The organism is Massilia putida, assembly GCF_001941825.1.
GTDB lineage: Bacteria > Pseudomonadota > Gammaproteobacteria > Burkholderiales > Burkholderiaceae_D > Telluria > Telluria putida.
On record NZ_CP019037.1, the window covers coordinates 319,207 to 343,218 of the forward strand.

Sequence of the window (24,012 nt, forward strand, 5' to 3'; positions counted from 1 at the left end):
CCGGACCAAACTGGACACCCATTCCACGTCAAACTGGACACTGATTCCGCGGCAAACTGGACACCCATTCCAGCGCAAACTGGACACTGATTCCGCTCCAAACTGGACAGTTTGAAGCGGCCTGAAGGGACCGGCGGCAAGGGATAACTATGGCACTCTCGCGGATTTTTTCCGGAGGGTTGCTTGGCCAATAAAAGGTTATCCATGCGCAAAATCCACGAAGTTCTGCGGCTGCATTTCGAGCACGGCCGCTCCAAGCGGGAGATCGCCCGCATCATCAGCGCCTCGCCGACCACCGTGTCGGACTACCTGGCCCGTGCCAAGGTGGCAGGCCTGTCCTTTCCTTTGCCGCCGGAGCTCGACGACGCTGCGCTGGAGTGGCGGCTGTTCCCGCCGAGCGAACCATCGTCGGTGAAGCGGCCGGCGCCGAGCTGGGCGACCGTGCACAACGAGCTGCGCCGCAAGGGCGTCACGCTCGAACTGCTGTGGCAAGAGTACAAGGCCGAGCAGCCAGACGGCCTGCAGTACAGCGCGTTCTGCGACCACTACCGCCGCTGGCGCCAGCAGCTGTCGCTGTCGATGCGCCAGACGCACACGCCGGGCGAACGGCTGTTCGTCGACTACGCCGGCCAGACCGTCGGCGTCACCGACGGCGCCACCGGCGAAATCCGGGAAGCCCAGATCTTCGTCGCCGTGCTGGGTGCGTCGAACTACACCTACCTCGAGGCGACCTGGAGCCAGCAGCTGTCAGACTGGATCGGCAGCCATGTGCGCGCGCTCGAGTTTTTCGGCGGCTGCACCGCGCTGTGGGTGCCAGACAATCTACGCAGCGGCGTGTCGCGGGCATCGCGCTACGAGCCGGACCTCAACCCGACCTACCACGACCTGGCCGAGCACTACGGCGTGGCAGTGCTGCCGGCACGTGCCCGGCGCCCGAAAGACAAGGCGAAGGTCGAAAACGGCGTGCTGGTGATTACGCGCTGGGTGCTGGCGCGGCTGCGCCACCAGCGCTTCTTCAGCCTCAATGAGCTCAATCGCGCACTGCGAACCCTGCTGCTCGATGTGAACCAGCGGCCCTTCAAGAAGCTGCCAGGCTGCCGCGCCAGCGCCTTCGCCGAGATGGACCAGCCAGCCCTGCGACCGCTTCCGCAACAGCGTTACGAGTACGCCGAATGGAAGGTGGCCCGGGTGGGCGTCGATTACCACGTCGAGATCGACGGGCACTACTACTCGGTACCATGCCAGCACGCGCGCGCCCAGGTGGATGTGCGCGTGACCAAGACGACTGTCGAAGTCTTCCAGCGCGGCCAGCGCATCGCCAGCCACGCCTATTGCACCTTCAAGGGACGCCATACAACGATTGACGCGCACATGCCCGCGGCGCACCGCGAAGTCGCTGGCTGGAACGCCAACACCCTGGCTGCGCGCGCAGAGGCCATCGGGCCGCGTTGCGCGGTGCTGGTTGAACGACTGCTGCATCAGCGACGCCATCCGCAGCAGGCATACCGCAGCTGCCTCGGTGTGCTGTCGCTGGGCCAGCGATATGGCGCCGAACGGCTGGAGGCGGCCTGCGCCCGCGCCCTCAAGCACAGCGCGGTGAGCTGGAAGAGCGTGCACGCCATCCTCAAGAACGGCCTCGACCTGCAACCGCAGGGCGTGCAGCGCACGCTCGACCTGCCAGAGCACGAGAACCTGCGCGGCGCCGCCTACTACCAATCGCATCGGCTGCACTGACATCGACAACAAACGGTATAAACAATTTAGGAATTGTGCGCGGAAGCTGCGCCCCCGGCGCGCAGCTTCCGCAACCATGAAAGGACGCACCATGTTGCATCACCCCACCCACGAAAAACTGACCCGCCTGAAGCTGTTTGGAATGGCGCGCGCCTTCGCCGAGCAGAGCGCACTGGACCTGGACCATCTGACTTTCGAAGAGCGACTCGGCCTGCTGGTAGACCATGAGGTGACCGAGCGTGATGGAAAGGCGCTGGCCCTGCGCCTGCAGCGCGCCAGGCTCAAGCCCAATGCGGCCGCCGAGGACATCGACTACCGTCATCCGCGCGGCCTCGACAAGGCGCTGTTTCAGCGCCTGCTGGCCGGGCAATGGCTGACTGACAGACAGAATGTGCTACTGACTGGCCCCACCGGCGTGGGCAAGACCTGGCTCGCCTGCGCGCTGGCGCACCAGGCATGCCGCCAGGGCTACAGCGCCTATTACGTGCGCTTGCCGCGTCTGCTCGACGAGCTGGGCATCGGCCGCGCCGACGGCCGCTACGGCAAGCTGCTCAAGCAACTGGCCAGGATCGACACGCTCGTGATCGACGATTGGGGGCTTGCCGTGCTAGACGACGCCCACCGGCGTGACCTGCTCGAAGTGCTCGACGACCGCCATGGCACGCGCTCGACCATCGTGACCAGCCAGCTACCCATCGAGCACTGGCATGCCGCCATCGGCGACCCCACCCTGGCCGATGCCATCCTTGACCGCCTCGTCCACAATGCCCATCAGCTCAATTTGAAAGGAGATTCGCTGCGAAGAAAACGGGCCGGTTTGACAAGCCCGGCTCATCAGGAGTAAAACCCAAACCTCGACCCCGTGCCGTCACGCCCCGAGTGTCCAGTTTCGCCTGGAACAGGTGTCCAGTTTGCGCTGGAATGCGTGTCCAGTTTGCTGCGGAACGAGTGTCCAGTTTCGGCGGAATACGCACTGGCTGGATGAAATCGATGCGGATGCCGCGTTTGGCGGCCCAGGCCAGCGTCACGGCGCTGATGTACTCTGGGCCGTTGTCGCAGCGGATCGCGTTCGGTTTGCCACGCCATTCGATAATCCGGTCCAGGGATCTGATGACGCGTTCGGATGGCAGCGAGAAATCTACCTCGATCCCCAAGCCTTCCCGATTGAAGTCATCGATGACGTTGAACAGACGAATGCTGCGTCCGTCGGAAAGTTGGTCATGCATGAAGTCCATCGACCAGCTCTGGTTGATCGCAGTCGGCACGGCCAATGGCAGCGGTTTCTCGCGTACTAGGCGATGGCGCGGCTTGATCCGCAGATTCAGCTCAAGCTCACGGTAAATCCGATAAACCCTTTTGTGGTTCCATTTGAAGTCTTTGACGTTGCGCAGGTATAGAAAGCACAGCCCGAAGCCCCAGTTGCGCTGGTTGTTCGTCAGCCGTACCAGCCAGTCGGCGATAACGCTGTTTTCGGCGTCCAGCTTGGCCTTGTATCGGTAGCAGGTCTGGCTGATACCAAACGCCCGGCACGCCAGGTTAATCGTGGCCGACCGCTGTGCCACGGCCCACTGCGCCATCTCTCGCCGCTGAGATGGCGCTACCACTTTTTTGTCAGCGCCTCGGCGACGATCTCGGCCTTGAGCCGCTCCTCGGCATACATCTTCTTCAGGCGCCGGTTTTCGTCCTCGAGTTCCTTCATGCGGGCCATCAAGGATGCGTCCATGCCGCCGTACTTGGCGCGCCATTTGTAAAACGTGGCATTGCTGATGCCGTGCTCGCGGCAAAGCTCCGGTACAGGGCTGCCGGCTTCGGCCTGCTTGAGGATGGCAATGATCTGGCTGTCGGTAAAGCGGGACGTCTTCATGTAGAGCTTTCTGTCTTAAGTAGAAAATTCTACTTCTAAACGCGCTCTTTTTGCGGGGGGATTACCATCTAAAGCCCGCTGACTTTCGGGCTCGGCACACCAAGCATAAAAACCGCTGGGGTGCACCGCCATTATTTTGCTAAGCCTTAGGATCGAATGCTCATTGCGAGCATTGCGAATGAAGGCGTACCTTACTCCGTGGCCGGGTGGCCGCGTTCCGTCACTTGCTTGACCGCTTCAATCTTGAATTCTTCTGGATACCGCATGCCACTTATACTTTCTCCTTGAACCTACAATTATAGGCTCAGGGGTGTCTACCGAACTCGTGGCCACTCACACTCGATTTTCTTAAACAATGAAGCCTGTACAAAACCCGAGGCGGTTCACCGCCTTCATATCTCATAATCGAAGCTGTGCCGACCGTCTCGAAGGGGGGCAACCCGAGCCTTCAATCGCTCGTGCTTAGGATGGGCATTGTAGGCATCGAGCGCGGCTCGCGAGGTAAATTCTGAGTACAGCATTACGTCACAGGTAGACTCGAGTCCTTCATGTGCAACGATCGCTTCAAAACGCAACATACCCGGCACGGCATCACGACATTCGTCGAGCCATGCCTTCAGGCGCAAGGCATTTTCTGGTTTAGTAAAGCCGTCGGCGCCTTCCTTCAAGCTCCACATCACGATATGTCTAATCATGTTTTTCCTTGAATAAGATGGGTTGGCCGGCTGCCTACCCATCCGTGCTGCCCCGCTTGGGCAGAAGGTTCAGACCACGTGGAGCGGCCGCTGAGTTCACTCTTTCCTGACTTGGTCTCATCAGAAAACTTTCGTGCTTGCTCAAGCTCAACCTTGAATACGCTTACAGCATCAAGCAGCGTGGTGGTACGTGAACGCATCGCCTCAGTGGCGCTGGCGGCCTCCTCGACCAGCGCAGCATTTTGCTGGGTTACTTGGTCAATCGAAGCAACTGCTATATTAAGCTCGTTGATGCCATGTTCTTGCTCCTCCGACGCGCTCGCAATCTCGGACATGATCCTGCTCACCATACCCGCGCCGCTGATGAGCCCATTCATGGCGGTTTCTGCGTGGATTGCTTGTGCAGTGCCAGCACTTATTTGCTCGACCGAGTTTTTGATGAGTGTCTTGATCTCGCTCGCAGCGGCAGCCGAACGTTGAGCCAGAGCCCGCACCTCTCCTGCCACCACAGCAAAACCGCGGCCATGCTCCCCTGCACGTGCCGCCTCGACCGAGGCGTTCAGCGCAAGAATATTCGTTTGAAAAGCAATCCCATCAATGACGTCGGTAATGCGCACGATGGTCTTCGACGATTCATTGATGGTATTCATGGTAGAGATCAAGGTCCCCACGACTTCACTGGCTTTAGCCGACGTTGCGGACGAGCTTGCGGTAAGCGCCAAGGCTCGACGTGCATGCTCAGTATTTTCGCGGATCCGTGCGACCAACACTTTCATCGATGACGATGCTTCGGTCAGCGCAGCGGCCTGCTGCTCAGTGCGGACAGATAATTCAGCATTGCCGTCAGCGATCTCCGCCGATTCGGTAGCGATGCTATGCGCTTCGTTGCGCACCGTCGTAACAATGCGCGCCAAGCTACCGTTCATCTCGCTCAAAGCGGTGATTACCTGCCCGGTCTCGTCTCGAGAACGGCTAATAATGTCTGCAGTAAGGTCTCCCTCAGCCACTCGTTGCGCAATACGTAGAGCCTCGTTCAACGACGAGGAGACCATGTTACCGATTTGCCAGGCAATCACGCCTCCCAGCACCAGTCCACCGAAGGTAAGACCAATCAGCCACATGCGACAAGTTTCGATTTGCGCACTGGCGCTATCGAACTCTTCTTTGGCCAAACGTTCCTGGTGCCTCAACAATTCATCCGCCACCTCCAGCGCTGCCCGCTGCGATGGCGCTCCTTGGGTTACCAGGATCTCAGTAGCGAGCGCACCTTTTCCCTCATGGGCCAGCTTCGCGGCGCGCTCAAAATATGGTACGGAGGCAGCCGACCGTTCTTTTAGCATGTTGAACAGCTGTTTCTCTTGCGATGAGGTAAGCAGCCGCTCGAGTTTCTGGAATCCGTCGGTCCAAGCGGTGCGTTGCTGGTCAAGGCGATGGTCGATTTTCGCCAGTTCGGCCGGGCTTTTGGCCGCAGTAAGGTCGCGCATGTCGACAGCGATGCTGACAGCGACGTGGCGTACCACGTTGACCGTCTTGATCTTGACGTTGCTGCTATTGACGACGTTGTCCAAGTTGCTACGCAGTCGTTCCAGCATGATTGCGCTCAGCACTGCTACGGTAAGGGTTATCGCCAGCACAGCCGCGAAGCCAGTGTACAAACGTTCCCGAATCTTCAAGTTTTTCATCCTCTACACCTTTTAAGAAGCCATCGACAATAGTCAAGATCAAGATCAATCGCCTGACTTAAGAATTTCATTTCGTCACGCCAGAGTGCCAAAATGAAATTCGATTTGAGCCTGTCGAAAGATAGCTGGTGCGAGAACGCAACAAAAATAGAGTCTGTTTGGCGTTTAGTAAGGCTTTTTCTGACGCGCTGCAATTTCCATCAGTCGGCGGTCGCGCCAGTCACGCCGGTCATTTAACTGCGACAGAGGTAATATCTCGCGACATTGCCGTTCAACTTCAGCAATCAATTCCGAGCTCCATGGCCGGCTGTGGTCTCGCGACCGGTCGATAGATTGGTAGAGCGCTCCGAGTCGGCGGGCATAGTCGGCCACGCCACCTGCCGCGTTCAGGTCGATCGTCTCGAACGGCCCCATGAACGACCAGCGCCAGCCGAGGCCATCGCGCACTGTAGCGTCGATATCCGCGCAGCTTGCCACACCATCCTCGACCAGGGCCCAGGCCTCACGCAGCAACGCGCCCTGGAGCCGATTAAGCACGAAGCCTTCGATCTCCTTCCGCACATGCACTACGCTCATGCCGAGCGTATCCATGAGGCGCGATGTCCATTTTGTCGTCGCCGGCGCCGTCCATGGCGAGGGCACCAGCTCGACCACCGGCACTAAATGTGGTGGATTGACTGGATGAACGATCAGTGCCCTGGGCGAAACTGCGAGCCCAGTGGTAAAAGCTGAAGCGGGAATGCCGGATGTGGAACTTCCGACAATGGCTGCCGGATCGAGAAGCGCATCGAGCTGCGCGTACAGCACCTGCTTGAGCCCCAGATCTTCAAAGATCGATTCCTGGACATATGCTACGTCGTCAAGGGCGTGCTTGAGGGTCGAGCTTACAATGATACGTTCACTGATTGAACCGCCCCGGGAATAGTGGAGGCTGGTTGGTTTAAGTTAATGCGGTTTCATCGGCAGCGATCTTGAGCTACCGATAGTAGTTTGCCTCAGCTTCCGCGGGCGGGATATAGCCGATTGGTTCCATCAACCGGTGGTGGTTGAACCAGGCCACCCATTCCAAGGTTGCCAGCTCGACAGATTCCCGAGTTTTCCAGGTTCGGCGGTGAATCAATTCCGTCTTGTACAAGCCGTTGATCGTCTCAGCCAGTGCGTTGTCGTAGCTGTCTCCCCGATTGCCGACCGACGGTTCGATACCTGCTTCGGCCAGGCGTTCGCTGTAGCGAATGCTGAGATATTGCGAGCCCCTATCGGAATGATGGATTAAAGTTCCATTTTCACCGGGCTGGCGAGCATACAATGCCTGTTCAAGCGCATCCAGAACGAAATCAGTGGTCATCGACGAACTGACCCGCCAGCCGACAATGCGCCGGGCGAAAACGTCCACCACGAAGGCTACGTACAGCCAGCCCTGCCACGTCGAAACGTATGTAAAGTCCGACACCCACAGCTGATTTGGACGGTCAGCCCTAAACTGCCGATTCACCCGATCCAGCGGACGTGGGGCGGCAGAATCGGGAATCGTTGTCCGGACTCGCTTGCCGCGCACAGCACCTTGCAAACCCAGCCGCTTCATCAAGCGCTCGACCGTGCAGCGAGCGATGGCGATGCGTTCCCGGTTCATCTGCTTCCAGACCTTGTCGGCTCCGTAGACCTTCATGTTGGCCTGCCAGACCCGGCTGATTTCCGGACACAGAATCTCATCGCGCTTCGCCCGCGCGCATCGCTTCGACGAATCACGAAGCTGTGCCGCATGGCGCCGATAACCCGACGGGGCAATCCGCAAGACCTTGCAGATCGGCTCGACCCCGAAGGTGTCGCGATGCTGATCGATAAAGGCCTTCAGGACTTCAAACGGCGGTCGAGCTCCGCCTGGGCGAAAAACGCGCTTGCCAGCTTCAGGATTTCGTTCGCCCGCCGCAGCTCTTTGTTCTCGCGCTCCAGGGCTTTGAGTCGCTCACGCTCCTCTGTTGTCACTCCTGCGCGCTCTCCCTGGTCAATCTGGTCGCGCTTGACCCATTCATGCAGCGTTTGTGGCGTGCAGCCGATCATCCCTGCAATTGACTCGACCGCCGCCCACAGCGAAGGATGCTCATTACGCTGCTCCCGTACCAGACGGACTGCGCGCTCCCGGACTTCCGGCGAAAATTTGCTTGGCTTCTTGTTCATAGCTCCATTCTCTCAAGAGTTGGAGCCTCCATCAAATCCGGGGCGGTTCAGATCGCCTCTGGCGCTTGCACCAGTCCAGTCGCAGCCATCTCATCGAGCTGGGAGGCCGCCCACCGTCTTGCTTGCTCGGCCGCGCCATGCTGCGCGTCGTATAGACGCACATTGGCTCCAGCCCGTGCAAATGCAATCGCCCAGCCGGCGCCCACCAACCCGGTGCCGATTACGGTCACGGCACGGCCGTCCAACAACTCTGTTGCCGTCACTTCGTTTGTCATGCTCACCTCTTCTGGTGGTCAGCCGACAATACCAAGTCGACCGACAATGTATAAAACGGCTCCCCAATTTTTTCGCCACGATAGAACTCTTCCGATTCATGGGGGACGAACTCGCCGATCAACGAAGGTCGCACGCCAAACACGGCGTCCGAATCGATATATGGGTCGAATTTGTCGAACACTTGGGTGACCAAAGTGGCGTGGCCGGGTGCCTGCACCAGGAAATGCATGTGAGCCGGTCGCCATGGATGGCGTCCGGTAGCTGACAGTAGGCGCCCCACTGGACCATCAGTCGGAATCGGATAGGCAACCGGCCGAACCGTACGGTAGTGGAAGCGCCCTTCGTCATCAGCGTGCAACCGGCCCCTGCAGGCCGAAGAGCCGCCAGCATACTGCACATCATAGAAGCCGGCATCGTCACAATGCCAGACATCGACCACCGCACCGGCCAGCGGCGTGCCGTTCTCCCCGCGTATCCGGCCCTCAACAAAACACGGGACCCCACTCGCACCGTGAGCGAGATCTTCACCGTGATCATGCGGCGCGGCATCCTGCACGTAAAAGGGTCCGAGCACCGAGGCTTCGGTGGCGCCCTCGCGATCCTGCTGGCCCAGCGCCACGGTCAGCATTGTCATGCCCAACACATCGGACAGCAGGATAAACTCTTGCCGATGCTCGTCACACTTCTGCCCCGTCTCCGTCAGGAACGCAATTGCATCCATCAGCTCAGGCTCGGTCAACTTGACCTCGCGCGCAAAGTCGTGCAGGTGACGGGTCAAGCTCGTTAGCAACTGCTTCAAGCGCGGGTTGGTGCACCGCTCCAGTCGCTCGTTGACCACTTCAGTAATATTGTCCGCAGTAACACCGTTCATCAACATTCCTCTCGCGCGGGTACCGGACGGCGGCCGTGGTAGGCAGCATCCAACAGCTGCAACAAGCGCGGGGTCGTGAGCCTGGCGGGATTCCAGTACGGGTTACGCATGGCAATCTCCACACACGGCCCGATCTGCGATTCCTGCATGCCCAGCTCACGGAGCGATGTCGGCGCGCCTAGTGACTGGGCGAGATCGAACATGCCCTGCGCGGCATCGGTGCAGCCGAGTGCACGTGCAATGCGTCGCATCGCCTCGGGTGCGGCTGCGGCGTTGTAGGCCAGTGCGTGCGGCAGTACCACGGTATGTGTCTCGGCGTGCGGGAGATTGAGGCTGCCGCCCAGTGTGTGGCACAGCTTATGGTGCAGGCCTACACCAACATTACCCAGGACCAGGCCGCACATCCAGGCGCCATACAGGCAATCGCTGCGCGCGGCCACGTCGTCGGGCTGGCGTACCATGCGAGGCAACCCGGATGCCAGCGCGCGCAGCCCCTCCTCGGCCCAGATCGATGCCAATGGGTTCGCGTCCTGTGCATAGAGCCCCTCGGCCGCATGGGCCATGGCGTTGATTGCGCTGGTGACCGACAACCCAACAGGAAGGGACACGGTAAGCTGAGGATCGTAGATGACGGTTCTGGGGAGCACCCTGGCGTCGCGCCCTGTTTTCTTGACGCCACCTTCGGTGATACCGTAGATGCTGGTCATCTCGCTCCCAGCGTAGGTCGTGGGGATAGCCAGGATCGGAAGCGACGACTCGAGCGCGATCGCCTTGCCCAGACCGATGGTCGAGCCTCCGCCGATGGCGATTGCGCAGTCGGCTTCCAGCGCGGCAGCCTTGGCGCGCGCGTCGCGAGCGACTTCGATCGGCACGTGCATGACGGCGCCATCGAAAATCCCGGCGCTGCGCGTACCAACCGTGCGCGCTACCAGTTCCGCGCTACCGCGCTGCTCAGGCGTGCACAGGATGAGCACTCGGCGGGCCCCGAGCAAGTCTATCTCGCGTTCGATATTGCCAATCGCACCGGCGCCAAACACTACCCTGGGAATCTGCGGTGCGCACACGAACGAACCGATGTCTGCCCCCACACCAGGCGCGCTGCGGGTGGCGCTATTACTCACTTGTTGCATCATGAATTCCTTCACATCGCGAAGAAGACTCGCTACCGTGGGTAATAAGGCGCCAAGTTGGCGTCGACATTGATCCATACCGACTTGGCTTGGGTGTATTCGCGCATCACCTCAAAGCCCATCTCTCGTCCATAACCCGACTGGCCGACGCCACCAAATGGAGATGCTGGGCTGACCCGCTTGTAACAATTGACCCACACCATGCCAGACTTGATGCGGGCAGCCATCTGGTGCGCACGCTGCAGGTTGCTGGTCCATAGGCCGGCGCCCAGTCCGTACTCGGTGGCGTTGGCGATCCGCAGCGCCTCCTGGTCGGTCTCGAACGTCGTGATGCTAACGAACGGGCCGAACACTTCCTCCTGACTGACCCGGTCACCCGGCTCCGCCAGGACCACGGTCGGCTCGACATAGCAGCCCTGCCGCAAGGCCGGATCCGCCGGCGCTTTACCGCCCAGCAGGATTTTCCCGCCCTGCTCGAGTGCCACGCCGCAATACGACAGCACCCGCTCGCGCTGTTGCATCGAGGTCAGCGGTCCCATCTCCGTGCGCGGGTCAAGTTGGTTACCCAGCTTGATCGACGCTGCCAGCTGGGTGAAGCGGGCGATGAATTCATCCGCAATCGATCTATGCAGCACCAGCCGGGAGCCGGCAATGCACGCCTGGCCCTGGTTGTGGAAGATGGCGAAGGCGGCGCCGTTGACAGCGGCGGTCAGGTTGGCATCGCCGAACACGATATTCGCGCCCTTGCCGCCCAGTTCCAGCTGCAGCTTTTTCAGGTTGCCGGCCGACGCCTGCACGATCCGCCGTCCTGTCGCGGTCGAGCCCGTAAAGGCCAGCTTGGCCAGCTCGCCGTGCTCGGCCATGTACTGCCCGGCCACGTGGCCGAGGCCGGGCAGAATATTCACGACGCCAGGAGGAAACCCAACCTCGGCCATCAATTCGGCAATACGCAAGGTCGACAACGGCGTCAGTTCAGCCGGTTTCATGACCACGCAATTGCCGGCCGCGAGCGCTGGCGCGAGTTTCCAGCTGGTGAACATCAGCGGGAAGTTCCATGGCACGATCTGGCCCACCACGCCAAGCGGCTCACGCGCCAGATAGTTCAGGAAACCCGCCTCAACCGGAATCACCGAGCCTTCGAACTTGTCTGCCATCCCGCCGAAATAGCGGAACGTGACTGCGGTGCGTGGCACGTCCAGTGCACGGGTGTCGCGTATTGGGTGGCCGGTGTCCATCGATTCGAGAACCGCCAGTTGCTCGGCGTTTTCCTCGATCGCGTCAGCCAGCTTGAGCAGCAGGCGCCCGCGCTCCATTGCCGCCATCCTTGCCCAGGCAGGTTGCGCGGCCTTGGCAGCGGCTATCGCCTTGTCGACGTCGGCGGGACCCGCCATCGCGACATGCGCGATCAAGCTGTTATCGTGCGGATTGAGGGTGGCGAGCGTGTCGCCCGACTCCGCATCCATGAAGCGTCCACCGATGAATAGCTGGTGACGGATGCGCTGGGTCAACCCCATGCGCTCTTCGAGGGTATGAAGGTGCGTATTCATCAGAAGGACACCGGCACTTCCGGCGACAAGCCTTTTTGGATTTCATAGACCAGCGACGGCGAGCCGTTCTCCCACACCAGAAGCATCGATCGCTTCGGGCTGTAACCTTGATGGCGGCAGTACGCCGGCATGGCGGCCATGTCGCCAGCTTTCATGATGACCCGCGCCAGCGGCTTCCCAGTATTCTTGTCGGCGCAATTCCAGTGAATTTCGTCGCACATCTGGAAGAACCATTCGACCCGATCGTTGCCATGGATAATGGGCAAGATGTGCTCCTCGGTCGTTGGGCACATGTAGCTGTGCTTGACCACCGAGGTGAAGGACGGGTTCCAGGTCACCTGCGAGCGGGACAAGAATGCAAACAGGTTGAACGCGTGCACTTGGTCTTCAAAGCCAGGTTCCGGGTGCAACTCCGGCTGATCCTGCGGGACGTCGGCAAAAGCACGGTTGATGGGTGCACCACTGGCGTCCGAGCGCAGGCCTAGATCGTCGCGCAAGCCTACGCAGCGCTTTGCCAGCTCGCGCGCGCGATGAGTTGCCTCCATATTGTTGCCATTCTTGCGGCCATAGGGTGTACCGGTCTCTTGCGGCGCGGCGAACGGATCAAAACCGGCATTGGTCCAGTCATCCAGGAGTTCCACGAACGTCGACCGGATCTGCTCGGTGGGGAAATTCTCCATGCAATCGACCTGAGCATCCTTCATGGTCCGGTTGTAGGTGCCTGCGAACAGGTCGACCGAACTGTAGTGGTTGCAGGTGCCGAACACCTCGTCGAAATTGACCCAGCCATAGAAGAAGCCCCACGCAACGTCGCGCATCAGCGCGCGCAGGAAGTTGCCGATATCGATGGTATGACTCATCGGACGGCCGTCTCGCGTCGTCCAGCGGATGTGTGCGAAATACTCGTCGCGTTGGAAACGGAAGGAACCGAGGTCGAAATCGCGATAGCCCAGCACGGCATGTGGCTGGCTGGAAATGACTTTCTGCAGGTCAGAGGGTGCGTTCATTGTATGTCTCCGGATGATTGACTGGAAATCGTAAGTACGGGCAGGTCGGGAATATTGCTCAGGCGGTCTGACAAATTTCACTCCAACGCTCGATCGACAGGTCGCCTTTGCAGGTCTGCTGGACCAGCACCGCCGGGCTGTTCGAATGAAAGCGGTAAGCGCAGTTTTTTGGCAACAGCGCTTGATGGCCGCGACGAATCTTCATCCATCCCATTTTCTGACCCTGAGGCTCACCACCAACGAGCACGGCGCCGTTCTTTTCCGGATCGGCGGTCGCTGGGGCCGCGAGTTTGACCAGATGAATCTCTACCTCTCCATCCATGCTCATCACGAACTCGTCGTGGGCGCATGCGTACCATGGCGAGTCGCCTTCCGCACGAATGGTTTCAAGCACGTAAATCTGGTTAATACCGAATACAACTTTCTCGTACGGTCGAGATTTTCTGGCGATGTCGAAGCAGTTCGACATCGCATAGTGCTTGACGTCGTCGTCGATCACTTCGACGTGTCCTTTTTCGTAATTCTCCAGTGAGGCGAATTTGGTTTCGTAAGCGGCGCTCATACTATCTCCATCATGGTTTGTTGTTGACACACGTTGACGTTGGCGAAAAGAGTCTAGCCAGTCGCTGTAACCATGAATAGCAGCCAATTTCCGAAGAGAGCTGTCGCAATTTCCGCATAATCAACCTCCCCTGTCGGACATGATTGTTGGCATCATGTGACAGCCCGTGTTTACTTGTTGGATCCGGCTTCGCCGCTATCTTTCGATAGGTAAGTTCGGGAGTAAGATAGGTATATTGATCCCAAATATAGAATATAAGCCGTTGTCATACTGCGGAGACGACATCTTCATGACGCCCTTGACTCGACCGAACTGCCCGGACATCGGGCTGTCCCCCCACTCTTGGCCATTGGTACCGCTTCGCTGAGCCGGGGGTGTGATGAGAATTATTTCCACCCGCTTATTTCCGCCCCACAAGGACGGGAGCCTGATCATTCGTCGCGGCTCGACGCAGTTGCTTACCGAAGTCATGCGTCACCGTTTGACGTTGGTCCAGGCCCCTGCGGGCTACGGCAAAACGACCGCCATGGTCAGCTGTTATGAGAGCCTGACACGGACCGGACAGCAAGCGGCCTGGCTCAGCATGCAGGAGTTCACGGGCTCGATGGCTGAGCTGGTGGAATATCTGCAGGCTGCGTTGTGTCAAAGCGTGGCCGGGTTCGCCGCCGCGGTAACAGTGGACGCCACGCTGGCCCATGGCGCCACACTGGGCGACCATGCCGCAGACTTCTGCAATGCTTTGAAGACCGTGCGCGAACCGGTGTTCCTGCTGCTCGACGATTTCCATGCCATCATTGGCAGCGAAGCCGAGCAGTTAGTCAGCGCGATCCTCAGCGATAGCCCGCACAATTTTCATCTGATATTGGGAACTCGTGCCGAACCCAGTTTCACCATGGGCCGCCTGCGTGTACTGGGTGCGGTTGGCAAGATCGATGTGGACGACCTGCGCTTCTCGCCTGAGGAGGCGCAGCAATTTATCAGCGCGACCGACGGCGGTGCCATGGTGCCCTTGGCGCTGGTCGATCTGGCGGTACGCAAGACGGAGGGTTGGCCAGCTGGCTTGCAACTGGTATCGCTGGCACTGGCGCGCTGCGCGGATGCCAGCGCACTGCTGAAAGATTTTTCCGGTTCCCACCGCGATGTCGGCAATTATTTGGCCGAAGATGTGCTCAATCGCTTGGCGCCGGAGGTGCAACAGTTCCTGCTGTGTACGTCCATCCTGAATCGTTTTTGCGCGGAACTGTGTAACGCTGTAACCGGGCGCGACGATGCACGCGCCATGCTCAAGCTGCTGGAAAAGTCCGGGCTGTTCATCTTTTCGCTGGATGATCACGGCCACTGGTACAGGTACCACCATCTGTTCTCGGCCTTTCTGTTTAATCAATTGACCGAGCGTCATGCGGGCGAGACTAGCACGCTGCATCGCAATGCCAGTCGCTGGCTGGCTGCCAACGGCCTGACGGACGAAGCCTTCCAGCATGCCATACAGGCTGGCGCCATCGATTTTGCCGCCCAGCTTTTTACACAGGCTTGGTATGAGTTGTACCTCAAGGGTAATCACTGGACCCTGACTCGCTGGGCGCGTCAGTTGCCTGAGCAGGTGCTGGCGCGCTACCCGAAGATCCAGCTGGAGCGCGCCTGGTTGCTGACCCTGTCGTGGCGCTTTGAAGAGGCCCACGCGCTGATCGATTCGGTGGCGCAGCGGATGGATTCTCACGACCCGACCACGGCCGATAGCGGCGGCGACCGTTATTCGTTGCCGCACTTGCTCAAACATCGGAAAATGATGATTGCTCAGTTTACCGATGACATGCCTGAAGTTGAACGCCTATGCATAGAGCTTCTCGAGAATTTCCCATATTGCGATGGCTTTCTTGAAGGCTCGTTACACGTGTCTTTGCTGTACGCCCAGCGTGAGCAATACCGCTTGGCCGATGTCGAACGATTGAACGCCAGAGCGCGAGCCTCCTTCAACAAGGCCAATGCCGAACCTGGAAAGGTGTGGCACGAGTGTATCCTCGGGCCGGCATTGCTGCAGCTGGGTCGCTTCGACGCCGCGATCGCCGGCTATCGCAACGCCATCGAGATCGCCAACATTGGGCGTATCGGGATCGACGAAGTCCCGCTGGCGCTCGTACCGTCGCTGATGCTTGCCGAGGTGCAGGTCGAAAGAATGGAATTCGATGAAGCCCGCACGCTGCTGGAGCGCAATCTTCCAATGGCCCAGCGTCTGGGCTTCACCGAAAGCTTGATCGCTGGTTATATTGGCCGCGCCCGGCTGGCAGCCGTCAAAGGCGATCATGAAAGCGCCAATCGGGTACTCACGGAAGGTTTCGAATTCGCCCTGACGCATTCGCTTTATCGACTGTTCTGGAACATCGTGAGTGAACGTGTGCGCCTGTGCCTGCTGCGTGATGACGTCATTGGCGCGGTACGTCACGCTACCGATGCCGGACTACCGATCTCGGGTAGCCAAGTACTGCCAACAGCCACGATGACGACCAAACACGAAGCCATTGCCATCACTTGGGTACGGATAGCGATGGCTACCGGCGCCGCCAGGGAAGCGTTGCGTGTTCTACGTCAGTGGATCAGCTTCGCGGAAGGTCGCGGCTGCGTGCGCACCAGGATTCGCATGGAAATCCTATTGGCGCGCGCATACCAGATGAGCGGCGACGGACGTGCGGCAGTGCGCGCGATAAAGGATGCGGTGGTGGCGGCCGCCCCGATCGGCATGGTTCTCAGTTTTGTCGAAGAAGGCGAACCGGTCAAGTCGCTACTGCTCAAGGTGCTCGACATCGACGATTCCATCGACCTGGCTGAATTCGGCGCTCAACTGGCCAACGCGCTGCAGGCCAGCGTCCCGACTCACGTCCTGACGACGGCACCGCTGCGGGCAGGTCAAATGCAAATACCGGACCGGGAAGCGCCTTGCGAACCGCTCAACGCCAAGGAGATGGACATCCTCAAGTATGTCGAGCAAAGCTTGCTCAACAAGGAAATCGCCGACCGACTTGGCATGACGGAAGGGTCGGTCAAATGGTACCTGCAGCAGATCTACGGCAAACTCGGGGTGCGCCGGCGCCACATGGCGCTGCACAAGGCGCGCCAGATGGGCTATCTGCACTAATTGTCCGGCGGGATTCACTCGCACCGTTCGAGCCAGCGGCCAATCTCCTGCGCGATCTGGTCGCTGTTTTTTTCCGCCATCATCATATGGCCGTTTCCGTAAATACCGACCTGTTCCAGTCGCAGATGCTCGGCAGCAGCGCCGGCCTGGAGCAGAAAATCTGCGGCGCCGTGGTTGAACGGAGCGAAGAGCGACGCCTCGGCAGTCACGACCAGAATCGGCAAGTCCTTCAGATTAGGCAGCAGGCGCGCCGGCTCTGCTTGCAGTAAGCAATCCACCTGCCCTGGTCCGGGCGCCGTGCGCCGCTCGGTACGCAGCTCGCTGGGGTGCACGGCCGGCGGATCGAACTGCATCGGCACCGCGGTCAGTCCCCATTCCAAGCGGCCGATGCCGGGCGCGAACTCATCGAAGACCGGCCCCAGCGGTTCGACCGCGACAATTGCCTTGACCAGTTCCGGTCGCACGTCAGCGACCAGCCAGCCGAACGGTCCACCCATCGAGTGGGTCAGGAGGATGGCGGGACCGATTCGATCGAGCAGCGCCGCACCGGCCGACTGCATCAGCGACTGGCTCAGCTTGAGGTCGGCCAACATCGGCCCCATGCCTGCCATCAGCTGGTCGAGGGCTGGATCGCCCGGCACGCCACTCCCTGGCCATTGGCTGGCCTGAGCCGCCTGCGGCCACGCGGCAGGCGCTGGCGCGGTGAACAGCGCGCTGATCATTTCATAGCTGGGCAAGGGGGTCATTGCGCCCATCGCATCGGGATGCAGCGGAGAGCGCCCATGGCCAGGCCGGTCTACCACGTACACCGCGTAGCCCTGGCGCAGAAACCAGGTGGCCCAGCCGGGACGGCCGTCCGGCGTGCCGAGGTAGTCCAACCCTTGACCGCCGCCGCCATGCACCATGACGATCGGGTGCGGATGGCGCTGCTGTGCCGGGATCTGATACTGCACGAACATCTGGCCACAAGCCACGCTGGCGCCATCCAGGGCGCGGCGCTCGATGTTGACCCAAAAGTGCCCCTGCTCGGCAAGCGTTAATGCCTGCACTTCCTGCTCCTTGTGTTGATTCATACTGCAATCCTCATGGTTTGAATTGGATGGTCGGGTGGTCATTCATCGGGTTGTTGTGCCCGGGTGCGTTCTGACGGGTTGAGCTGAGCACGGCCAATGCGGATCAGGAGGTCGGCTTGCAGGTGGCCATGATGTTCTAGCTGCAGGTGCACATCGTCGAGGTAGCGCTGCATCCGGCGATCTCCGCCAACCGGAGCTGTGCCGCCGTCCATGTACAGCGCTTCGGTGGCTTCAGCCGCCATCCGCCCGGCGCTGTCGAGCATGGCCCAAACGCGCATGCTGGCCTCGGTGCCGGTGGGCGTGCCACTGCGCTGCCAGTCCTCACACTGCTCCTGGTAGGTATGAAGGGCGCGCTCCAGCAGCGTCTCCGCGCAGTCGACAAGCACAACCGCGCGGCCGAAAGTGCCGTGCAGCAGGCGCCTGTCGTGCGGTCCCTTTCCCTCCGGGATGTTCGCCCGCTGGGAAAGTACGATGGCACGGTATTCGTCCAGTGCCGCCAACGCCGCGCCAATCATGGGGCTCACCGCTGCAACTTCTACCAGCACCGTTCCTGTCGCCAAATACATTGGGTTGGGGTGCACGGCCAAGCCGGGCATTTCGTCGTAGCGAATGCGTGTGCAATGGCTGAACAGGACCACCCGTCGGGCCAAGACGAACTGGCGCGTCACCTTGACGCTAGAGCAGCTTGGCCCCCGACGCTGATTCTGGTGCAGCACGGTGTAGCAACCGTGGTCCAGAACGAAGCGGGCTTGATACTGCTGCCCGTCGGATGCGCGCAGGATCGAAGATCCGATGAAATGCGTGCTATGCGTGACGCCGGCGCAGTCCGTCCACAACCCTTCCACCATATAACCGCCGTCGACGGCAACGCAGCTGCCGGCTGGCGAGCACGCGTGCGCGGCAATAATGTTCCCATCACCAAGAAACAGGTCCTTCTGAGTCGACTCGGGCCAGTAGGAAGCCAGCAACGCCGGTTGCGCGACGGTCTGGGCCAGGACAGCGGCGACAGCCGGGTCGCCGCGCGCAATCGTCTGCATGGCGCGGGCAAAACTCAGGTAATCGAGCTCCAGGCCGCCGAAGCGCTGTGGTTGCAACATACGGTAAAACCCGGCTTTGACGAATTGCTGGTGCAGCACTTCGGAGACATGGCCGCGCGCCGCGTTATCCCGCTGCTGGGCGCGCAACAGTGGCAGCAATGCTGCCGCACGCGCCTGGATGCCGGCAGTATGCGGGCGAGGCACGGAAAAAACGGGCTGGGCGGGTGAATCGACGATGTCGGTGGCAGCCAAGAGCGCTCCTTCATGATTGAGGGCCGGACCGGTGCGGGCCCGGCGCCCAAGATTCAACCCTGATCAGTCCGCACGCCCGGACTGATGATCCCGTTCATTGAACCAGCGCCCGTTAAGCGCCTCGAACCCCGACAGAATATTGAACTGTAAGGCGGGGTCCGCGTTGACCGCCGCAAGGCCGGCTTCATCCTGCGCGCGCTTGGCTGGATCGCTTTCCGAAATACGTCGCTTGTTCTCGCTGGCAATCGGGCTGGACACCTCCAGAAACACGCGGCGGCGGTCGGCAGCATAGGCGTCGAGGAGATCCTCGGAAGCCTTGCCCAGCCATACCGCGGCCAACACCTCGCCCAGGCGTTCGGCGTCCAGCACCCCGGTAGACAGGCCAAGACCACCGATCGGATTGGTCGCATGCGCAGCATCGCCTGCCAGCAGCACGCGCCCTTCACGGAAGCGGGCAGCGGCGCGCTGATGCACACGGTAGGGATTGCACAGGTCGACCCGGTAACTTTCGGGCTCGGGCGCCCCCGGCAACAGACGCTTGAAGCGCTCAGGCAGGCGCGCGCGTATCTCGGTTCCCGACAGCGACGCGTCCTCGCCATAGCAGACGCGCCATAGGCCCGTCTTGTCGATCTGGGCGATGACGGCCCAGTCGACCGGGTCGACGATGAAGTTGGCCCGCGAATAGCCGTGCAGATGGAAATCGTAGAAGACGTTCGTGGCGACAAAGCGTTCCGGCCATGTAATGCCCTCGAAGGCAATCCCGAGACTTTCCCGTACAGGGCTGCGGGCTCCGTCAGTGGCTGCCAACCAAGGGGCCTGGATCCGCACTTCACCATTTGCGGTTGCGGCGCTGACAGTCACGCCGTTTGCGTTCTGGCTGACACCTGACACCCGATGGCCCCAACGGATCTCCACGTGTGCGTAGCGTTTCAGATGGCTGACGATCACGCGCGACAGCGTATCCTGACCGATCAGCAGCATGTAGTCGTACGGCGTGGTGTCCTTTAAAACGCTCCAGTTGAGAATCGCCAGCGGTGAGCCGTCCACACGACGGAACGCCACGTCGGGACTCTTGACCGAGCGTTTGAGTACGTCGTCCAGCAGTCCCAGACGCTCCAGGGCGGCCGTGGTGGGCGGCTGGTAAGCAATCGCACGCGGCGAATTCAGGACCTCGGCCTCGGCTTCGAGCACCGTTACCGGAACGCCGGCACGTGCCAGCTTGAGTGCCGTGAGCAAGCCCACCGGGCCACCACCGGCCACTAGAACGCCATCTATCGTCTCCATCATTTCTCCATTCGTTGTTCAATTACACATCAGTAAAACAGAACCGATCAGTACCGGTATTCCTGCTCCCATTACACGGCCGCGCAGGGCGCGGGTCACCTATCTTTCGACCGGACCCTCGGACTCATGCTTTCAAACGCTTGCGCCCGAGGCGGCGCGCGGCGTCTGCCGCCCACTGTCGGGGGTGACGGTGGTGGAGGGTTTTGACCGCAGGAAGAAGTGCCCCAGCGCGGGCAACAAAATCAATGCCCCAAACATATTCCCGACAAACATAAAGGCAAGCAAAATGCCCATGTCGGCCTGAAATTTGATCGGAGAGAATGCCCAGGTTGCTACCGCGATGCCCAACGTTATCCCTGTCAACACCACCACCTTCCCGGTGAACAGCAAGGCCTTGTAGTACGCCTCGGACAACGAGAGGCCTGCCCGCTGGTGCGCCAGCGTCACCGTCAGTACATAGAGGGCATAGTCGACGCCGATCCCGACCCCGAGCGCGATCACCGGCAAAGTCGCGACCTTGACACCAATGCCGAGTGCGACCATCAAGGCTTCGCACAGCACGGAGGTCAGCATGAGCGGCAGGACAGCGCACACCACCGCGCGCCAGGAACGGAAGGCAATGAATGCCAGCACGATGACCGCCGCATAGACCAGCAGCAGCATCTCGGTATTGGCGCGCTTGACGACGATGTTAGTAGCCGCCTCGATGCCGGCATTGCCCGCCGCCGACAAGAATTTCACGTCCTTCAGTTCGTTGGCGCGTGAGAATTCCTCAACGGTGCGCACCACGCTGTCGAGCGTGTCCGCTTTGTGGTCCTTCAGGTAGGCATATACGGTGAGCAGGTCACAGTTCTGGTTGAACAGCTCGCGCGGCGCACGAGTAATGATGGCGTTGAGCATGTCCTGCGTACGTGGTATCTCGTACCACTCCAGGCTGCCTTCATTCATGCCTGCTGCCGCAAGCTTGGACAGCGAAGCCAGCGACTTGGTCGACGCCACGCCCGGCAGCTGCTGCAGCTGCCACTCGAGCGCATCGACCTGCTCCAGGGTACGATAGTGGGCGCAATGGAACTGCGGGGTCTTGACCATCACCACGTAGATGTCGCTGCTGGCTGCGTAATGCCGCGCGATGTAAGCGTTGTCCTGGTTGTAGCGCGAATCTGGACGCAGTTCCGGAGCGCCCGGGTTCAGGTCGCCGATTTTGAGGTGATGGCTGACGGCAAAGCCGAGCACGCCCAGGACAGCCGCCACCACGATGGCGACGCTGGCCCACTTGCGCTGACTGAACAGGTCGAGAAAAGCCCAGAACGCATGTTTGGGGGCGCTGCCGGTGGCTGCCGTTTCGCTCTCGAGACTGCGCCGGGCCGCCGCCGCGCTTACGCCGGTGAAGGACAGCAGGATCGGCAGCAGCACCAGGTTGGTAAAGATCAGCATGGCCACGCCGATGCTCGCAGTGACGGCCAAATCCTGGATGACCTGGATCTGGATGACCATCAGCACGCCGAACCCGACCGCATCGGCCATCAACGCCGTCAGACCCGCCAGGAACAGGCGACGAAAGGTGTAGCGCGCCGCCACCAGCCGATGAGTGCCACGGCCGATATCCTGCATGATGCCATTCATTTTCTGGGCGCCGTGGCTCATGCCGATGGCGAACACCAGAAACGGCACCAGGACGGAAAACGGATCGATCACATAGCCGAGCAACGGTAACAGCCCAAGCAACCAGACCACGGCCACCAATGAGCACAGAACGACCAGCACGGTACTGCGCACACAGCGCGTGTACCAGAACAGGATCGCGGTACATATCGCGATCGCGATGGCGAAGAACATCAGCACTTCGCGCATGCCGTCGATCAGGTCGCCCACCACCTTGGCGAAGCCGGTGATCCGGACTTCGATGTTGTCGTTCGAATACTTCGCACGCAGCTGTTCGAGCCGCTGCGACAGCGCGTGATAATCGAGTGGCTTGCCGTTGGCATCCGCCGACTCGCTCAAGGGCAGCAGGATGATGCTTGACTGGTAGTCCTGGGCTACCAGCTGGCCGATTTCTCCCGAGCGCTCAACGTTCAAGCGCACCTTTTCCAGGCTCGCCGCGGAGCCATCGTAGTCATCGGGGATGACGGGGCCGCCGTCCAAGCCTTCCTCGGTCACGCCGACCCAGCGGGTGGCGGGCGTCCACAGCGACTTCATGAATGGACGCTCTACACTCGGCAGCAGGAACAGTTCGTCATTGAGCTTCTTTAACGTGTCCAGGTAGGTCGCATCGAAGATACTGCCCTGGCGCGCCACCACCACCACACGCAACGCATTGCCCAGGCCGGCCAGCTCAGCCTTGTTCGCCTGGTAGTTGACGATGTACGGGTGCTTCGCCGGAATCATTTTCTCGAAGCTGGCGTTGAGCTGCAGGCGAAGCGCCTGGTGGCCAAGCAAGAGCGTCACCAGCACACACAGCGCCATCACCACGAGCCGGTTGTTGAAAAGCAGGCGTTCAGCGAGCGATCCTGATTGCAGGTCAAAATTCTTCAGATCCCGGATCACCGGATGCTCATCGAGCGAAGTATCGTGTTTCATGGTTTGCTTCCGATCGTGAAGGTGTCCGCGCGCACAAGGCTGATGCCGCGCGCGCCCGACAGCACCAGCGCGCCGTCGGCGCCGATGACGGCGTCGGTAAACGGTGCGGCCTGCGCTACCGGTACCGGCTTGAAATTTCGACCACCATCGGTACTGCGCAGCACATGGCCAGCTTCGTCAGCTAGCAGCAAGGCACCGCCGGCACGCACGCCGGCAGTCAGAGTGACAGGCATACCGGTTTCGCTCTTGGTCCAGTTCGCGCCCTGATCGGCGCTCCACCACGCGTTGCCGCGCAGGCCGTATGCCACCAGCTCGCCGTTGGCGCCTTCCAGCACGCCGAAGAACGTGCCGTTGTAGGGGGTGGCCAAGGCGCTCCAGCTGTGGCCTCGGTCCTGCGAGCGGAACAACGCGCCTTGTTCCCCCGCGAGATACCAGGCACGGTCGCCAGCATGGAAGCGGTACAAGTGCTTGCCTCTGGGGTTGTCGATTGCCCCTTGGCGCGGAATCCAGCTGCGACCGCCATCTTCAGTGGAAAAGAACAGCCCGTAGGCGCCGGCGATCATGCCGTGCTGTTCATCCGCAAAGTACACATCCAGGAATGGCTTGTCGGCTCCGTCAGCCACCATGCGCTTCGCCTCGGACAGGGAAGGCGCATCCTTGGCGCCAGCCTCGGCTGCCGCCAGCATGGCGGCAGCCGCCTGGTTCCCGTCCAGCTGCTTGGCCCAGGTCATACCGCCGTCGACGCTATGCAGCACCACGCCGCCATGGCCTACCGCCCAGCCCTTCTTCGCCGTGGCGAAGGTCACACCGGTCAAGGCAACGCTGACTGGCACGTGTGCCTGTTTCCAAGACCCGCCGTTGTCGTCGGACAGGAGAACTACACCACGTTCGCCGACCGACACGAGGCGCTTGCCGGCGCGTGCAACGGCGAGTAATACGGATTGGCTCGAGCGGGTGCTCATTTTCGCCGGTGTGCTCAATGTGTCGGCCTCCGCCGGCCCGGAGCCTGCGAGCAGCACCGTCAGCATGCAGCCGAGCAGGCACGCGGCACGGCCGCGTTGAAAGAATGTGAACGTCATGGGATCGATGTAAGCAGTCGATAACAGCCCGGTCGGA

18 protein-coding genes, 2 pseudogenes and 1 other annotated feature are annotated in these 24,012 nt (G+C 60.6%); of the genes and pseudogenes, 3 read left to right on the forward strand and 17 right to left on the reverse strand.

Annotated elements, in window-relative coordinates; translation table 11 throughout:
• Positions 1–204: 204 nt before the first annotated feature.
• Together istA and istB are read left to right on the forward strand one after the other, a co-directional pair.
• On the forward strand, positions 205–1,734 hold the full coding sequence (gene istA / locus BVG12_RS01820; protein ID WP_075790894.1) for an IS21 family transposase: 1,530 nt from the start codon (positions 205–207) through the stop codon (positions 1,732–1,734).
• Between the two features lie 91 nt (positions 1,735–1,825).
• Positions 1,826–2,578 (forward strand): IS21-like element helper ATPase IstB, encoded by a 753-nt coding sequence (gene istB / locus BVG12_RS01825; RefSeq protein ID WP_075790895.1) that lies wholly within the window; start codon positions 1,826–1,828, stop codon positions 2,576–2,578.
• A gap of 130 nt (positions 2,579–2,708) precedes the next feature.
• Here istB and BVG12_RS01830 read toward each other — a convergent pair.
• The 12 genes and pseudogenes from BVG12_RS01830 to BVG12_RS01890 form a co-directional block, all read right to left on the reverse strand.
• Positions 2,709–3,598, reverse strand: a pseudogene (locus BVG12_RS01830) (IS3 family transposase); the annotation flags it as partial.
• 66 nt (positions 3,599–3,664) lie between these two features.
• Positions 3,665–3,793, reverse strand: a pseudogene (locus tag BVG12_RS35960) (IS3 family transposase); the annotation flags it as partial.
• 197 nt (positions 3,794–3,990) lie between these two features.
• Positions 3,991–4,293: a Dabb family protein gene (locus tag BVG12_RS01840; protein ID WP_075790896.1), complete on the reverse strand. Its 303-nt coding sequence runs from the start codon at positions 4,291–4,293 to the stop codon at positions 3,991–3,993.
• Positions 4,290–5,975: a methyl-accepting chemotaxis protein gene (locus tag BVG12_RS01845; RefSeq protein WP_075790897.1), complete on the reverse strand. Its 1,686-nt coding sequence runs from the start codon at positions 5,973–5,975 to the stop codon at positions 4,290–4,292. The genes BVG12_RS01840 and BVG12_RS01845 overlap by 4 nt, the downstream gene beginning before the upstream one ends.
• 165 nt (positions 5,976–6,140) lie before the next feature.
• A complete protein-coding gene (locus BVG12_RS01850; RefSeq protein WP_083684389.1) occupies positions 6,141–6,881 on the reverse strand; it encodes a 3-hydroxyacyl-CoA dehydrogenase NAD-binding domain-containing protein in 741 nt (246 codons plus the stop codon).
• Positions 6,882–6,951: 70 nt separating this feature from the next.
• A protein-coding gene (locus BVG12_RS01855) for an IS3 family transposase (RefSeq protein WP_156895493.1) occupies positions 6,952–8,150 on the reverse strand; the annotation gives its coding sequence in 2 pieces (ribosomal slippage) (positions 6,952–7,859 and positions 7,859–8,150; 1,200 coding nt in all).
• Positions 7,753–7,869: a sequence feature (AL1L pseudoknot), on the reverse strand. (Overlaps the previous gene by 117 nt.)
• Positions 8,151–8,197: 47 nt before the next feature.
• Positions 8,198–8,425 (reverse strand): 3-hydroxyacyl-CoA dehydrogenase NAD-binding domain-containing protein, encoded by a 228-nt coding sequence (locus tag BVG12_RS01865; RefSeq protein ID WP_075790899.1) that lies wholly within the window; start codon positions 8,423–8,425, stop codon positions 8,198–8,200.
• Positions 8,426–8,427: 2 nt separating this feature from the next.
• Positions 8,428–9,297: an intradiol ring-cleavage dioxygenase gene (locus BVG12_RS01870; protein WP_075790900.1), complete on the reverse strand. Its 870-nt coding sequence runs from the start codon at positions 9,295–9,297 to the stop codon at positions 8,428–8,430.
• The gene (locus BVG12_RS01875) at positions 9,297–10,427 is read right to left on the reverse strand and encodes a maleylacetate reductase (protein ID WP_083684392.1); all 1,131 of its coding nucleotides are present in this window, start codon (positions 10,425–10,427) and stop codon (positions 9,297–9,299) included. Before BVG12_RS01875 ends, BVG12_RS01870 begins: the two co-directional genes overlap by 1 nt.
• A gap of 32 nt (positions 10,428–10,459) precedes the next feature.
• Positions 10,460–11,923 (reverse strand): aldehyde dehydrogenase family protein, encoded by a 1,464-nt coding sequence (locus BVG12_RS01880; RefSeq protein WP_075791018.1) that lies wholly within the window; start codon positions 11,921–11,923, stop codon positions 10,460–10,462.
• Between the two features lie 50 nt (positions 11,924–11,973).
• The gene (locus BVG12_RS01885; RefSeq protein WP_075790901.1) at positions 11,974–12,981 is read right to left on the reverse strand and encodes a hydroxyquinol 1,2-dioxygenase; all 1,008 of its coding nucleotides are present in this window, start codon (positions 12,979–12,981) and stop codon (positions 11,974–11,976) included.
• Positions 12,982–13,039: 58 nt separating this feature from the next.
• Positions 13,040–13,543, reverse strand: coding sequence for a cupin domain-containing protein (locus BVG12_RS01890; protein ID WP_075790902.1), 504 nt, complete (start codon positions 13,541–13,543; stop codon positions 13,040–13,042).
• A 379-nt stretch (positions 13,544–13,922) separates the two neighbouring features.
• Here BVG12_RS01890 and BVG12_RS01895 point away from each other — a divergent pair, with 379 nt between their 5' ends.
• On the forward strand, positions 13,923–16,673 hold the full coding sequence (locus tag BVG12_RS01895; RefSeq protein ID WP_075790903.1) for a winged helix-turn-helix domain-containing protein: 2,751 nt from the start codon (positions 13,923–13,925) through the stop codon (positions 16,671–16,673).
• Positions 16,674–16,687: 14 nt separating this feature from the next.
• Here the strand turns inward: BVG12_RS01895 and BVG12_RS01900 are convergent, their stop codons facing one another.
• The 5 genes from BVG12_RS01900 to BVG12_RS01920 all read right to left on the reverse strand — a co-directional run bounded on the left by BVG12_RS01900 (position 16,688) and on the right by BVG12_RS01920 (position 23,975).
• Complete coding sequence (locus tag BVG12_RS01900) at positions 16,688–17,746, reverse strand: alpha/beta hydrolase (RefSeq protein WP_075790904.1); 1,059 nt, start codon at positions 17,744–17,746, stop codon at positions 16,688–16,690.
• A gap of 38 nt (positions 17,747–17,784) precedes the next feature.
• Positions 17,785–19,035 carry an acyl-CoA dehydrogenase family protein gene (locus tag BVG12_RS01905; RefSeq protein ID WP_075790905.1) on the reverse strand — a complete coding sequence of 417 codons (1,251 nt, stop codon included), beginning with the start codon at positions 19,033–19,035 and terminating at the stop codon, positions 17,785–17,787.
• 63 nt (positions 19,036–19,098) lie between these two features.
• On the reverse strand, positions 19,099–20,322 hold the full coding sequence (locus BVG12_RS01910; protein WP_229503625.1) for an FAD-dependent oxidoreductase: 1,224 nt from the start codon (positions 20,320–20,322) through the stop codon (positions 19,099–19,101).
• 129 nt (positions 20,323–20,451) lie between these two features.
• The gene (locus BVG12_RS01915; RefSeq protein ID WP_083684398.1) at positions 20,452–22,896 is read right to left on the reverse strand and encodes an efflux RND transporter permease subunit; all 2,445 of its coding nucleotides are present in this window, start codon (positions 22,894–22,896) and stop codon (positions 20,452–20,454) included.
• Positions 22,893–23,975, reverse strand: a complete 1,083-nt coding sequence (locus tag BVG12_RS01920) for a WD40/YVTN/BNR-like repeat-containing protein (RefSeq protein WP_075790906.1) — start codon at positions 23,973–23,975, stop codon at positions 22,893–22,895. Before BVG12_RS01920 ends, BVG12_RS01915 begins: the two co-directional genes overlap by 4 nt.
• Between the last annotated feature and the right edge of the window lie 37 nt (positions 23,976–24,012).

Coding starts and splice junctions, on each gene's coding strand:
- BVG12_RS01870 (WP_075790900.1), bottom strand. CDS start 9,297: ATGAACGGTGTTACTGCGGACAATATTACTGAAGTGGTCAACGAGCGA.
- BVG12_RS01895 (WP_075790903.1), top strand. CDS start 13,923: ATGAGAATTATTTCCACCCGCTTATTTCCGCCCCACAAGGACGGGAGC.
- BVG12_RS01920 (WP_075790906.1), bottom strand. CDS start 23,975: ATGACGTTCACATTCTTTCAACGCGGCCGTGCCGCGTGCCTGCTCGGC.
- BVG12_RS01840 (WP_075790896.1), bottom strand. CDS start 4,293: ATGATTAGACATATCGTGATGTGGAGCTTGAAGGAAGGCGCCGACGGC.
- istA (WP_075790894.1), top strand. CDS start 205: ATGCGCAAAATCCACGAAGTTCTGCGGCTGCATTTCGAGCACGGCCGC.
- BVG12_RS01865 (WP_075790899.1), bottom strand. CDS start 8,425: ATGACAAACGAAGTGACGGCAACAGAGTTGTTGGACGGCCGTGCCGTG.
- BVG12_RS01900 (WP_075790904.1), bottom strand. CDS start 17,746: ATGAATCAACACAAGGAGCAGGAAGTGCAGGCATTAACGCTTGCCGAG.
- BVG12_RS01875 (WP_083684392.1), bottom strand. CDS start 10,427: ATGCAACAAGTGAGTAATAGCGCCACCCGCAGCGCGCCTGGTGTGGGG.
- istB (WP_075790895.1), top strand. CDS start 1,826: ATGTTGCATCACCCCACCCACGAAAAACTGACCCGCCTGAAGCTGTTT.
- BVG12_RS01845 (WP_075790897.1), bottom strand. CDS start 5,975: ATGAAAAACTTGAAGATTCGGGAACGTTTGTACACTGGCTTCGCGGCT.
- BVG12_RS01915 (WP_083684398.1), bottom strand. CDS start 22,896: ATGAAACACGATACTTCGCTCGATGAGCATCCGGTGATCCGGGATCTG.
- BVG12_RS01910 (WP_229503625.1), bottom strand. CDS start 20,322: ATGATGGAGACGATAGATGGCGTTCTAGTGGCCGGTGGTGGCCCGGTG.
- BVG12_RS01890 (WP_075790902.1), bottom strand. CDS start 13,543: ATGAGCGCCGCTTACGAAACCAAATTCGCCTCACTGGAGAATTACGAA.
- BVG12_RS01885 (WP_075790901.1), bottom strand. CDS start 12,981: ATGAACGCACCCTCTGACCTGCAGAAAGTCATTTCCAGCCAGCCACAT.